General features: G+C 55.9%; 11 protein-coding genes. 4 read left to right on the top strand and 7 right to left on the bottom strand.

The genetic code is table 11. From position 1 onward, the window contains the following. Positions 1-111: 111 nt before the first annotated feature. Positions 112-963 (bottom strand): 6-carboxytetrahydropterin synthase, encoded by an 852-nt coding sequence (locus tag QPL95_RS01505; protein WP_303289246.1) that lies wholly within the window; start codon positions 961-963, stop codon positions 112-114. A gap of 99 nt (positions 964-1,062) precedes the next feature. On the opposite strand from QPL95_RS01505, the gene QPL95_RS01510 reads away from it, so the two are divergent. Next, positions 1,063-1,677 (top strand): nucleotidyltransferase family protein, encoded by a 615-nt coding sequence (locus QPL95_RS01510; RefSeq protein ID WP_303289714.1) that lies wholly within the window; start codon positions 1,063-1,065, stop codon positions 1,675-1,677. On the opposite strand, the gene QPL95_RS01515 is transcribed toward QPL95_RS01510, so the two are convergent. The 3 genes from QPL95_RS01515 to QPL95_RS01525 all read right to left on the bottom strand — a co-directional run bounded on the left by QPL95_RS01515 (position 1,660) and on the right by QPL95_RS01525 (position 4,711). Next, on the bottom strand, positions 1,660-2,754 hold the full coding sequence (locus tag QPL95_RS01515) for a response regulator (RefSeq protein WP_303289247.1): 1,095 nt from the start codon (positions 2,752-2,754) through the stop codon (positions 1,660-1,662). The genes QPL95_RS01510 and QPL95_RS01515 overlap by 18 nt on opposite strands. A 55-nt stretch (positions 2,755-2,809) precedes the next feature. Then, on the bottom strand, positions 2,810-4,135 hold the full coding sequence (locus QPL95_RS01520; protein WP_303289248.1) for an MORN repeat-containing protein: 1,326 nt from the start codon (positions 4,133-4,135) through the stop codon (positions 2,810-2,812). 114 nt (positions 4,136-4,249) lie between these two features. Then, complete coding sequence (locus QPL95_RS01525) at positions 4,250-4,711, bottom strand: hypothetical protein (RefSeq protein WP_303289249.1); 462 nt, start codon at positions 4,709-4,711, stop codon at positions 4,250-4,252. Between the two features lie 100 nt (positions 4,712-4,811). Between QPL95_RS01525 and QPL95_RS01530 the strand changes: the two genes are divergently transcribed. After that, complete coding sequence (locus tag QPL95_RS01530) at positions 4,812-7,736, top strand: insulinase family protein (protein WP_303289250.1); 2,925 nt, start codon at positions 4,812-4,814, stop codon at positions 7,734-7,736. A gap of 77 nt (positions 7,737-7,813) precedes the next feature. Here the strand turns inward: QPL95_RS01530 and QPL95_RS01535 are convergent, their stop codons facing one another. Next, positions 7,814-8,629, bottom strand: a complete 816-nt coding sequence (locus QPL95_RS01535) for a pyruvate, water dikinase regulatory protein (protein ID WP_303289251.1) — start codon at positions 8,627-8,629, stop codon at positions 7,814-7,816. Positions 8,630-8,741: 112 nt separating this feature from the next. On the opposite strand from QPL95_RS01535, the gene ppsA reads away from it, so the two are divergent. Together ppsA and rraA are read left to right on the top strand one after the other, a co-directional pair. Beyond that, positions 8,742-11,114, top strand: a complete 2,373-nt coding sequence (ppsA, locus tag QPL95_RS01540; protein ID WP_303289252.1) for a phosphoenolpyruvate synthase — start codon at positions 8,742-8,744, stop codon at positions 11,112-11,114. A 33-nt stretch (positions 11,115-11,147) separates the two neighbouring features. Next, on the top strand, positions 11,148-11,627 hold the full coding sequence (gene rraA / locus QPL95_RS01545; protein ID WP_303289253.1) for a ribonuclease E activity regulator RraA: 480 nt from the start codon (positions 11,148-11,150) through the stop codon (positions 11,625-11,627). A 74-nt stretch (positions 11,628-11,701) separates the two neighbouring features. Here rraA and QPL95_RS01550 read toward each other — a convergent pair whose 3' ends face one another. Then, positions 11,702-11,992 (bottom strand): PilZ domain-containing protein, encoded by a 291-nt coding sequence (locus QPL95_RS01550; RefSeq protein ID WP_303289254.1) that lies wholly within the window; start codon positions 11,990-11,992, stop codon positions 11,702-11,704. Between the two features lie 2 nt (positions 11,993-11,994). Next, positions 11,995-12,663, bottom strand: a complete 669-nt coding sequence (locus tag QPL95_RS01555; protein ID WP_303289255.1) for a TIGR04211 family SH3 domain-containing protein — start codon at positions 12,661-12,663, stop codon at positions 11,995-11,997. Positions 12,664-12,753: the final 90 nt, after the last annotated feature.

The raw sequence follows: 12,753 nt of genomic DNA on the forward strand, positions 1-12,753 counted from the left end.
GGGTCTGACCCCCAGTTCTGAAGTGACTCCCCGGTTCGCCCGATTCTCCGAGTTAAAAGGGGTCAGACCCCCGTTGGGGAGTCTGACCCCTGGGGGCTGCCCCCTAGTCCCCTAGCGGGCGGCAATGGCTCCCTTGCCCACACCCTCATAAGCCTTCACACGAATCTCGTCCTCCGGAAACTCCGCCTTCAGCACGTTGGCAATGTGCGCAGCAATCAGCTCTACGGTGGTGTCGGTGTCGAGCATGTACACGCGGTTTTCCGGCAGGGTGAGGGTGAATTCACCCTGGTTGGCTTCGTATTCGAAGGTGATGTAGGCCACGCCGTCATCGCCTACAAAGCGGCGGGTTACGTCTTCTTCCGTGCCTACGTAAATATCCTTCCACAGTTTGGCCCAGCGGTTTTCCAGGTCGTAGTCCCGGTGGCCGTTGCGGTCGATGCGGATGGGGGAGCGGTGGCCGTGGGCGATGCGCTGACAGTTGCCCAGGTGTTTCTTCAGACCGTGTACGTAGTGGTAGTAAGCGCCTTCGATAATGTCTTCCCGCAGGTTGATTTCCACGGAGGTGACGTTGCCCGGCAGCACTGCCATCAGTTCTTTTTCCAGCAGGGCAGCCACTGCGGAAGGCATGACCCGGTCTGAAGACAACCACACCACGGCTTCGTCAGGTGAGCGGTGCTCAATACGGCTGCCGTCGGTCAGATCCCAGGCGAAAGTGTCCGGGGTTTCTTCGTTCCAGTGCAGGCCTTCGTAGCCCCGGGGGATCACCAGGCGGTGGTCAACGCGTTCATCGATGATGCGCTTGATGGTGCGTTTCACATTGCTGAAATCGAACACCATGCCCTGGTCGTCCAGCTCCCCGCCCAGTACCACGTCGGAAATCCAGCTTTCACCCACCAGGCCCCGCTTGGGGTCCAGATAGGCGAAATCAATCACGGTGAGGTTGTCGACGAAGAGATGGTTCATGATCGGCCTGGCTGATTTGGTTGCATGGTGGCGGAATTCTAGCAAAAATCGCGACATTCAGCAGTTTACTGCAGCGAACCGCGAACAGGAGGCGGCATCATAACCACGAAGAGTGTTCAGCTCGATCAGCAGTTTCCGGCATTGGTGCTGGCTGCTGGCTGCGGCCTCCGCATGGGGCGCGCTAAACAAACACTGGTGCTGCCGTGCGGTGACACCTTACTTGGCGCTGCTGTTGATCAGGCGAGAGTGTTGTCGGGCCATGTTCTGGTGGTTGCGGGTGCAGGTTATCCATTGGTGCGGTTCCGGTGTGCCAGGCAGCCCTCACGCTGGCTCTATTGCACCGGTTGGAGAACGGGCCAGTCCGCATCGTTGAAGGCCGGTATTGATGCGCTTGGCCCCCGGGCTCTGGGTGTGTTTGTAATGCTTGGTGATCAGCCATTGCTGGCGAGAGAAGGCCTCTCTGAGCTGGCTTTTCGTGCGCGCAGTGAGCCCGGGCGGCCGTGGGCGGCGGAGTATGGCAAGCGGGCCGGTGTGCCAGCGTGGATACCGAGAGCGTTATGGCCAGAGGTTTTCAGGCTTGAAGGGGATGCAGGGGCAGGGAGAATTCTGAACCGGGCCGGGGCAAACCGGTTGCATGTTCCGGGGGTGGAGCTGGATGCTGACACCCCCGGCGATTGGCTGAAGATAAAGCGGATGTTAGCCGAACAGACCTGACAGCCAGGCGATGCCAACACTGAATATGCCCAGGCTCAGGGCCAGCCCGAGAGTGTAAATGCGGGAGTTGGCCGATTTCTGTTGCGAAACGTACAGGTCGATCGTGCGCTGGGCGATGTCTTCGGCTGTTTCCCGGGAGATTTCGTGGGCCTGTTGGATGGCTTCCGACTGCAGCGTTTGCCAGAACTCGGTGTCAATGGTTTGCACGCTGGTGATGTGGTCTTTCATCTCGGCCATATGGTCAGCCGTAAAGCCGGAGCTCTTTGCCAGTTCTTTCTTAAGGTGGGCCAGTTCTCGGCCAAGGTTCATGTTCACCTCAGCCGCCACTTCGTCTCTCAGGTTGCTCGTACGTTCGTCTATCAGTCGGGATACCGCGTCAAGACGCTCTTCAATGGCGGCATCCTGCTTGTTTCTGGTTTCATCCAGTGCACGCTTGAGGTGGTCGAACTGCTCATCAAACAGATCACTCAACAGCTCGTGCAGGCGGTTGTTGATGTGAGTCTTTACCGCCGAACGTGCAATCTGCTCGATTAGATCGCTGGTCAGCGGAACAACCTGTGGGCCTGAGTGACCGTTGAGGCCGCTTTCCGATTTTGCCGACATCTCGACCGAAACGTCGGCCGGCAGATCCATGGCGTCTTCGTCGGGTGCCAGAGCGAAGCCTTCGGGCATATCCTCGGATGCTGGCAGGGTGCCGTGTTCCACGTCGGTGGCCAGTTGCTCCAGCATGAGGCTGAGGCCGTCGGTCTGAGGTGGCTTGGTGAGAATGCTGTAAATGCCAAAGTTCTTTGCCTCTTCCATGAAGGACGAGGATTTTTTGGACGTGCACATGATAATCGGGATGCCCGCGGTATCCGGGTTGCCCTTGATGGCCTTGGTTGCTTCAACGCCGTTCATGCCGGGCATCAGGTGATCCATAAAGATCACATCCGGATGATTGTGGCTTTTGAGAAAATCCAGGGCTTCTTCGGCAGAGCCTGCCATGTTCACTTCCATGTTCCGGCTCTCAAGCAGTTTGCTCAGTGCAAACCGGGCTACCTTGGAGTCGTCAACCAGCAGAGCATTTTTGATTGCCATGTCACTACCTCAACCTGTTACTGCAAAACTCGTGGGTACGGCGACCGGGTTGTCATTACCAGCCTTCCAGTTGCGGGCATTGTGTTGCCCTGTAACTCTTGTCCCGATAACACACGCCGGGCTCTGTGGTGCGGGCTGTGAATACCTCACCGGCCGCTGTCGTCAGGCGAACCTGTCCGTAGGGTTCGCCATGGCGGAACGTCGCTTCGATGGAGCTGCCATTCGGGTTGCGTAGCAGTCCGCTGCCATGGAATTTGCCTTCCATATACTGACCATCGTATTTCTTTCCGTCGGCAAAGACTTCCGAGCCCTTTCCATGGAATGTACCGCTGGAGAACTCGCCTTTGTAAGACCGGCCGTCCGGGTAGGTTAGGGCACCCTGACCATGGAATTCGCCATTGCGGAAGCCGCCAACGTAGAGCATGCCATCCGCGGTTGTCAGTGAGCCATGGCCGTGCATGCGCCCTTGCGCCCAGTTGCCGGTCAATATGTCGCCGTTGGCTTTGGTGAGTGTGCCTTTGCCATGGAATTCGCCCCGCTCAAAGCGGCCGGTGTATTCGGTGCTGTCTGCGCTTCGCCATTGACCTTCGCCGTGCGGCTGCCCGGCTTCCCAGTCGCCTTCGTAACGGCTGCCGTCCGGATACCAGGCGGTGCCGCTGCCGTGGAATTCACCGCTGACAAAGTGGCCTTCATAGCGCAGGCCCGTGTTGTCCTGCCAGGTTCCGTCGCCGGTTTTGACGCCGCCAATCCATTCCCCGTCGCGATAGTTAACGGTGGTGTATTCTTCCAGCTTGCCTACCAGAGTCAGTTCCTGGCCGGCTTCCAGCGCAACAGCGTTGGTCCAGGGCTTATAGCCGGGCTTTTCTATGGTGACTTCGTAGCGGCCCGGGTTGAGTTCCAGGTCCAGTCTTGTGGCGCCGTAGGCTTTTCCATTGATGGTTACCTGATCATCCACCACGTTGGAGCGCAGCACCAGGGTGCCTGTTTTTGGCTGTTCAGGTTGTTTTACCGGTGGCACGTCTCGGGTTTTGGCGATGGCAGATACCGGCTCGGCAAAAGCGAGCACTTCCGGTTCCTCAGGCATGGGCTCAACCTCAAAGGTTTCGGCCTCGGGTGCCTGTGTTTCGGCCTGCACGGTCATTGGGGGTTGTTCAGGGGTGTTGGTGGCGACTTCAGCCTCAGCCTGAACCAGAGCAGGGGCTGGCTCTTCGAGGACTGCGGGTGCTTCTTTTGGGGCTGCAGCTTCTTCAATGGTTGCGGTAATAGCAGGCTCGGCGGCTTCCGGTATCGTCAGGTCATGACGGACCGAGGCAAAGCCGGCGGTAACCAGTAACATAAGTGCAAGCGCGTTGACGAACAGCAGCGGTCTGAAATCGACCATGGTAAAACCTCTTATCCCAACTTCCCGGATACTTTTGTTATGGATTCATCTTAACCACTGTCTGCAACGTTATGTAACAGAAAGTCACTGAAGTTGGCCAGAATGCTGGCCAAATCACACTTTGTCCGGAAGCTGGTCATGATTGAGCTGCTCCCAGGACTTCATGTATACATCCGCTTCATATTGATAGGGCGACCTGAACGGCGTTAACACAAAATCAAAGACCAGAAAAAAGGAACCGATTGAAAACCAGGCGATCATAAGCGTACTGATGGCGGTGGCCTGTTCTTCGGGATTGGAATCGACAAACTCTTGCAGCACCGGGATCAGGTCGGTTGCCATGACAACCGGGTTGAAGCTGGACATCACGAATGGCAGCCAGAAGGCAATGAATATCGGGAAAAAGCCGTAAGACCATAACAATCGCCGAAGAAGGTAAACGGCCACTTCCCGCCAGAAGCGCTGGCGAATCTCCGGAACCCGGCGGATACGCTCCAGATACTGGCGGCGTTCGGCCCACCAGGCGGCGACTTCGGGGGCGTCTATGTGCTTTGAGTTGCTGGTTTTGTCTGTCATTGATCGGCAGGCTACCTTGTTGGATCCGTTCCATGCATCATATCTGATAGTACGTGTTACCCTGTAATTCTCCAATTGTTCAATACACAGGAACGTTTTAATGGCTGCAGTGACTGACAACGCAATCCATCCGGCTTTCGAGAAAATTCGCAGTCACCGGATCAGTACCCTTAACCTTGAGGTTGAAGAGTATCGCCACAAGAAAACCGGTGCGCGCCATCTGCACCTGGCGGCGGATAACGATGAAAACGTCTTCTTTGTGGCCCTGAGAACCTTCCCGATGGATTCTACCGGGGTTGCTCACATACTGGAGCATACCGCCCTGTGTGGCAGTGAGCGTTATCCGGTCCGCGATCCATTCTTTATGATGATCCGGCGATCACTGAACACCTTCATGAACGCCTTTACCAGCAGTGACTGGACCGCCTATCCATTTGCCAGCATGAATCGAAAAGATTTCGATAACCTGTTGTCGGTTTATCTGGATTCGGTGTTTTTCTCCAAACTTGACCCGCTGGACTTTGCTCAGGAAGGGCACCGGTTGGAATTTGACAAGCCGGACGATCCGTCGAGCGATCTGGTATACCGCGGTGTGGTCTACAACGAGATGAAAGGTGCCATGAGCGCACCGACGTCTCAGTTATGGCAGAACCTGACCAGCCATCTGTTTCCGACCACAACTTACCATTACAACAGTGGTGGCGAGCCGGATCACATTGTTGATCTGAGCTACGACGACCTCGTGAAGTTCTATCGTCATCATTACCACCCGAGCAACGCGATATTTGCCACCTACGGCAATATTCCCGCTTACGAGCATCATGAAAAGTTTGAGACTTTGGCTCTCAAGCGCTTTGATCGCCTGGAGATTGAACTGCCCGTGCGTGATGAAAAGCGCTTGTTCGCCCCGATGCGGGTTGAACAGGGTTACGCGGTGAGTGAGGGCGAAGGCACCGAAAATAAAACCCACATCGTGATGGGTTGGTTGCTGGGCCACAGCTTTGATTTGCAAGAGAACCTTGAGGGGCAGCTGCTGTCTTCCGTTCTGCTTGAGAACAGTGCGTCACCGCTGATGCGGGCCCTGGAAACGACTGATATCGGGCATGCGCCGTCGCCCATGTGCGGCCTGGAAGACTCTAACCGGGAAATGACCTTTGTTTGCGGTATTGAAGGTACCGAGCCGGCGCGCCGAGAGGACCTTGAGGCGCTCGTCGAGTCCACCTTGCAGAAGGTGGTTGAAGAGGGCGTGAGTCAGGAGCGGCTGGAAGCGATTCTGCATCAGTTGGAGTTGCACCAGCGAGAGATTGCCGGGGACAGTTTCCCTTATGGATTGCAGTTGATCATGCACGCGATCGCGCCCATGGTTCATGGCGGTGACCCGGTGGAACTGCTGGATCTCGAGCCGGTTCTGGCAACGTTGAGAGAAAAAATCAAAGACCCGGCCTATGTGCCGAACCTGATTCGCCGGAAGTTGCTGGAGAATCCGCACCGTGTAACCCTGACCCTGAGGCCGGATGAAAAACTGGAAGGCCATCACCAGGCCGCTGTTCGGGAGGCTCTGGCCAAGCGTAAGGCAAGCCTGACGGACGATGAGGTGAAAGCGATTGTTGAGCGGGCGGCGGCGCTTGAGGAGAGGCAATTGCGCAAGGATGACGACTCCATCCTGCCCAAAGTCGGTCTTTCAGACGTGCCCTTGCAGATGCCGGAGCCAGAAGGCACTTATGATGCCGAGACAGGCGCAACGCTCTACGCCCGTGGCACCAATGGTCTGATTTATCAGCAGGTTGTGTTACCGGTTCCGGCACTGAGTAAAGAAGAATTGCTGTTGCTGCCTTACTACACAACGCTGATCTCAGAGGTAGGCTGCGGTGAGCTGGATTATCTGCAGATGCAGGACCGTATTTCAGCAGAGTCTGGTGGAATTGGTGCCTCGTTCAGTGCCAAGGGGCGCATTGATGATGTACAGGCCATGTCGGGCTACCTGATCTTCAGCGGCAAGGCTTTGGCGCGCAACAGCAAGGCGCTGACCCAATTGTTGAAAGATGTTTACACCGGTGCCCGGTTTGATGAAAAAGAGCGCATTCGTGAAATTATTGCTCAGGTGCGCGCCCGTCGTGAGCAGGCGGTGACGGGCAGCGGCCACGGCCTGGCTATGGGTGCTGCGGCCCAGGGCCTGAGTGCGGGTTCGTGGTTGAGCTTCCGTCTGGGCGGTCTGGCTGGTATTCGGGGCACGAAGGAGCTGGACAAGTCTTTGAAGGATGACAAGGCCCTGACCGATTTCTGTGCGAGCCTGGCAGCATTGCACAACAGGATTCGCAATCAAAACCGTCAGTTCCTGTTGATCGCTGAGGACGCCCAGCTGGCGCCCATGCTGGAAGATCTGAAGCATTGTTGGCAGGGGGATAAAGGGCGGTCTGACGGTGTCTGGTCGATGGAGCCTGTAAGCTACAGCACGCGCGAAGCCTGGCTTACCTCAACTCAGGTGAATTTCTGTGCGAAAGCCTACCCAACGGTGGCCGTGGATCACCCGGATGCTGGGGCACTCACGGTTTTGGGTGGTTTTCTCCGCAACGGCTATCTGCACCGTGCGATTCGTGAGAAGGGCGGCGCCTATGGCGGCGGAGCCGGGCAGGACAGCGTGAACGGCGTATTCCGCTTTTTCTCCTATCGTGATCCGCGCTTTGCTGAAACGCTGGATGATTTTGATGCAGCTCTGGATTGGTTGCGTACCGAAGATCATGATGAGCAGTCGCTGGAAGAAGCCATTCTCGGTGTGATCGGTCAGCTGGACCGGCCCCGCTCACCGTCGGGTGCGGCCCGCCATGCGTTCCACAACAACCTGTTTGGCCGTTCGCCCGAGCAGCGTGCAAGGTTCCGTGAGCGCGTTCTCGGGGTGACCATGGATGAGCTGCGCCGGGTGGCCGATACCTGGCTGAAGCCAGAGAGTGCCAGTATTGCCGTGGTGACCAGTCCTGACAATCGCGAAACGGCGGAGCAGCTTGGCCTGAGTATTCAGGAGCTTTAACGCGGTCGCATTGACGAGCTTTGTGAACCACAAAAAAGGGCGAAAGATGAAGATCTTCCGCCCTTTTTTGTGTTTGTTTATCGGTGGCGTTTCAGTCCGGTTGTGACCATGATCCGCGTGGAAATTTCCTCAACGGAATAAGCGGTGGTGTTCAGGTAGGGAATGCGTTCCCGTTTGTACATCAGCTCGATTTCCTCGATTTCGTGCATGCATTGCTGCATCGAGGAATAGCGCGAGTTTGGCCGCCGCTCATTGCGAATGGTGGCCAGGCGCTCGGGCTCGATGGTCAGGCCGAACAGTTTTTCTTTGTGGGGCCGGAGGGCCGCAGGCATTTTCTGGTCGTCCAGATCTTCTTCGGTGATGGGGTAATTCGCTGCTTTGACACCATACTGCAGTGCGAGGTACAGGCAGGTAGGGGTTTTGCCACTGCGAGAAGCACCGATCAGAATGAGGTCTGCTTCGTCGTAATGGCGGGTTCTGGCGCCATCATCGTTGTCCAGAGCAAAGTTGACCGCATGTATTCTGCGTTCGTAACTGCCTGCATTGTTGATTGCGTGGGATTTGCCTACCGAGTAAGAAGATGATGAGCTCAGCTCCAGCTCAAGGGGATTCAGAAAGGTGCCGAAGATATCGACCATAAACCCTTCGGCGTCGCTGATGATTTCCCGGATGGTGCTGTTCACGATCGTGTCGAATATCAGCGGACGTTCATTATCTGTCTCGGCTGCCTTGTTGATGCGCTTGACCATCTCCCGGGCTTTTTCTTCATCATCGATGTAGGGCACAGTAATGCGCTCGAAGTCGATCTTTTCAAATTGTGCCAGCAGTGCGTGGCCCAGTGCTTCGGCCGTCAGGCCTGTGCCGTCAGAGATAAAAAAAGCGGTTCTTTTCATGGTGTCATCCACTCTGGTTTAAGGCGAGTCCCTAGGTAATTCCCGCAGCTTACAGTATCATACACGCCAGATTCGAGACTCCGCGCCACACAGATACAAGGGAGACCACGCTTTGGAAGATTACATTATCTGGTTTGACCACCTGGGAATGTCCGATGTTGACCGTGTCGGGGGCAAGAACGCTTCCCTCGGTGAAATGATCAGTAATCTCGCCAACGCAGGTGTTACCGTCCCTGGCGGTTTTGCCACAACTGCGCACGCTTACCGGGAGTTTCTGGCGACCGACGGTCTGAAAGACCGCATCGATGAAGCTCTGGATGCCTTGGATGTCAGCGACGTTAACGAGCTGGCCCGGGTTGGCTCACAAATTCGCCAGTGGGTGATCGACACGCCGTTTCCCGATGTGCTCGAAAATGCTCTGAAAGAGGCGTATGCGACACTGAGAGACGGTAACGAGACTATGGCTGTGGCCGTGCGCTCGTCTGCGACGGCCGAAGACCTCCCGGATGCTTCGTTCGCGGGGCAGCAGGAAACCTTCCTGAATGTGGTGGGCCTGGAGCAGGTTCGCACGTCGGTTAAAGAAGTGTTTGCGTCTCTGTTCAACGACCGCGCGATTTCCTACCGGGTTCACCACGGCTTTGACCACAAGTTGGTGGCACTGTCTGCCGGTATCCAGAAAATGGTTCGCAGCGAGACCGCCTCCAGTGGCGTGATGTTTACGCTGGATACCGAATCCGGTTTCCGTGACGTGGTGTTTATTACCTCGTCCTACGGCCTGGGTGAAACCGTTGTTCAGGGTGCTGTTAATCCCGACGAATTCTATGTTCACAAGCCCACCCTGGAAGCCGGTCGCCCGTCCGTGTTGCGCCGCAACCTGGGTAGCAAAGCCATCAAGATGATTTACCACTCAGAGCCTGGCGAAGGTAAATTTGTCGAGACCGTCAAGGTGGACCACGAAGAACGCAACCGTTTCTCCATTACGGATGCCGAAGTGGAAGAGCTGGCCAAACAGGCCATGATTATCGAGAAACACTATCAGCGCCCGATGGATATCGAGTGGGCCAAAGACGGTGATGACGGCAGGATCTACATCGTTCAGGCCCGCCCTGAAACGGTCAAGAGCCGTGCGTCGGCCAACGTGATGGAGCGTTATCTGCTGAAAGAGACCGGCAAGGTGCTGGTGGAAGGGCGGAGTATCGGCCACAAAATCGGCAGCGGCCCGGTGAAGATTATCACCAGCATTAACGAAATGGACCGTGTGCAGCCGGGTGACGTTCTGGTCACCGACATGACCGACCCGGATTGGGAACCGGTCATGAAGCGAGCCTCCGCCATTGTTACCGACCGTGGTGGCCGTACCTGTCACGCGGCCATTATTGCCCGTGAACTGGGTATCCCGGCTGTAGTCGGCTGTGGTGACGCCACCGAAGTTCTCAGTGACGGGCAGAATGTCACTGTGTCCTGTGCCGAAGGCGATACCGGCATGATTTACGAAGGTGCCCTGGACTTCGAACTGCGTGAAAATACCGTCGATTCCATGCCCAATATTCCGTTCAAGATCATGATGAACGTGGGTAACCCGGACCGCGCCTTTGATTTCCAGGCGTTGCCCAACGAAGGTGTGGGCCTGGCCCGACTGGAGTTCATCATCAACCGGATGATTGGTGTGCATCCGAAGGCATTGCTGAATTACGAAGGTTTGCCTCGTGACATCAAGCAGACGGTCGACAAGCGGATAGCCGGCTACGAGTCACCGGTGGACTTTTACGTGGACAAGCTGGTTGAAGGTATCTCCACACTGGCAGCCGCATTTGCCCCTAAGAAGGTGATTGTTCGCCTGTCGGATTTCAAGTCCAATGAATACGCTAACCTGATTGGTGGCACGCTGTACGAACCGGACGAAGAAAACCCGATGCTGGGCTTCCGGGGTGCGTCCCGCTACATTTCTGAGACTTTCCGTGATTGCTTCGAGCTGGAGTGTCGGGCACTCAAAAAAGTGCGTAACGACATGGGCCTGACCAACGTTGAGGTTATGGTGCCTTTCGTACGTACCGTCGGCGAAGCAGAGCAGGTGGTGAGCCTGTTGGCAGAGAACGGTCTCAAACGGGGCGAGAATGGCCTGCGGGTCATCATGATGTGTGAACTGCCGGCCAATGCGATTCTCGCAGAGCAGTTCCTTGAGCACTTCGACGGCTTCTCTATCGGCTCTAATGACCTGACTCAGCTCACGCTGGGCCTTGACCGGGATTCGGGTATCATCGCTCATCTGTTTGACGAGCGTAATGACGCGGTCAAGGCGCTGCTGTCCAATGCCATTCAGGCGTGTAAGAAGGCGGGCAAGTACATTGGTATTTGCGGGCAGGGGCCGTCTGATCACCCGGATCTGGCCAAATGGTTGATGGATGAAGGTATTGATACGGTCTCGCTGAACCCGGACTCCGTGCTGGATACCTGGTTCTTCCTGGCCGATGAAAAGATTGATTGAGCGCGAGCATTTCGGAAAAAGGAGAGTAGCAACGTGAGTAACATTATTACTCCGGATCTGTGTGACGAGTTTCCGGAAGTTCAGGTGGTAGAGCCTGGCTTTAATAACTACGGTGGCGTACGCCAGTTTGGTGGCGAGATCGTGACCGTAAAGTGCTTTGAAGACAACTCTGTGGTTAAAGAGCAGGTGGGTCTTCCGGGCAATGGCCGGGTGATGGTCGTCGACGGCGGAGCTTCAAAGCGTAATGCACTGCTGGGCGATATGCTGGCGGAGAAGGCAGCTGAGAACGGCTGGGCAGGCTTGATCATCTATGGCTGTATTCGCGATGTGGATGAGATCGGGAAGACGCACCTGGGCGTTCAGGCGCTGGGAACCGTTCCGCGTAAGACAGACAAACGCGGTATTGGCGACCTTAATGTACCCGTGACCTTTCACGGCGTAACGTTCCGCCCGGGGCAGTACGTCTATGCCGACAACAACGGCATCATTGTGTCCGAGAAGCCCCTGGTTTAATTCCGGGGTCTGGCATGCAGCAGACATAAAAAAACGGCGGCTATTCAGCCGCCGTTTTTTTATGGGGTTGTCTGTTACTGAGTAACCTCAATAATATTGATGCCAAGCAGGTAGCCGTCGCCGTCCGGTTCGCAGCGCAGGACTTCCCCAACCGTTTCGAGAGGCGGGAATTGGTCGCCCGCAGCCTCCATTCTGGTTTTCAGCTCTTCACCAAGCGGGAAGGCTTTATCAACATGTAACTGCATGCCAGCCGCGCTGAGATCTCGACAGATGCCGGTGATGGTTTCACCATTGCTGCCGGTAATCTCGATCTGGCTGTTAACCTGCATCCGGTAAAAATCGCGCTTTTCCGAATAGTCTTTCATGTTTACGCCCAGTTGTCGGTTTTTCTCGTTGGCTTGAGCATCGGAATGATCAGCGCCAACATTACGCCACCAAGAACCAGTCCTGCACCCAAAAGCATGAAGTCGGATTCTTTACTGGCTTCCAGTCGTTCATTTTCCGCTGTAAGCACTTCCAGATCGTTGTGCAGCCTCTGATTTTCTTCACGTAGTTCCCGGTTACGGCGTTCCAGGTTGATGGAATCTGCCGCAATGGATTTGATTTTGCGCAGCTCATCCTGCAGGTTTTCGGTTTGCCCTGTCAGGTTGTTCTCTGCATTTTGGAGGTTGTCCCGCTCTTCGGTAACCGATGAAAGCTGCTGGCGAAGGGAAGTGAGGTCTTCACGGGCTTGTTCCAGTTCACGGGTTGCCCGGGTGAGCTGGTCTCTGGCGATCGGGGTATTGCTGAGGTATTGAGTGGAAACCCAACCCTCAGTGCCTTTCGGGGTGCGAACTTTGGTATAGCTTTCGCCCGTTTCAAGCACCTCCAGTGGTGTTCCACTGGGCACGGCGTTCTCGATAATCCGGAACTGGGTGCCGGCACCGGACCTGACGGGAAGGTAAAGCTGGTCGTCTACCCACACGGTTCGGGCCTGTGCCACGGAAATAGAGCTGATGATAAGCAGAAAGCTTAGAGCAAGACGAAGCGGTGTCACTGATTGCGTTCCCCGGTTTAGGCGGTTGTTTGATCTTACAAGGCAGCAATTTTGTCACAGAGTGACCGGTATTCAAGCAGCGGCGGGTTA

This window comes from Marinobacter sp. SS5-14b (assembly GCF_030541005.1).
GTDB lineage: Bacteria > Pseudomonadota > Gammaproteobacteria > Pseudomonadales > Oleiphilaceae > Marinobacter.

Excerpts from the sequence above, each read along its gene's own strand:
- QPL95_RS01530 (WP_303289250.1), top strand. The coding sequence starts at position 4,812 with ATGGCTGCAGTGACTGACAACGCAATCCATCCGGCTTTCGAGAAAATT.
- QPL95_RS01505 (WP_303289246.1), bottom strand. The coding sequence starts at position 963 with ATGAACCATCTCTTCGTCGACAACCTCACCGTGATTGATTTCGCCTAT.
- QPL95_RS01550 (WP_303289254.1), bottom strand. The coding sequence starts at position 11,992 with ATGAAAGACTATTCGGAAAAGCGCGATTTTTACCGGATGCAGGTTAAC.
- QPL95_RS01515 (WP_303289247.1), bottom strand. The coding sequence starts at position 2,754 with ATGGCAATCAAAAATGCTCTGCTGGTTGACGACTCCAAGGTAGCCCGG.
- QPL95_RS01535 (WP_303289251.1), bottom strand. The coding sequence starts at position 8,629 with ATGAAAAGAACCGCTTTTTTTATCTCTGACGGCACAGGCCTGACGGCC.
- QPL95_RS01525 (WP_303289249.1), bottom strand. The coding sequence starts at position 4,711 with ATGACAGACAAAACCAGCAACTCAAAGCACATAGACGCCCCCGAAGTC.
- QPL95_RS01520 (WP_303289248.1), bottom strand. The coding sequence starts at position 4,135 with ATGGTCGATTTCAGACCGCTGCTGTTCGTCAACGCGCTTGCACTTATG.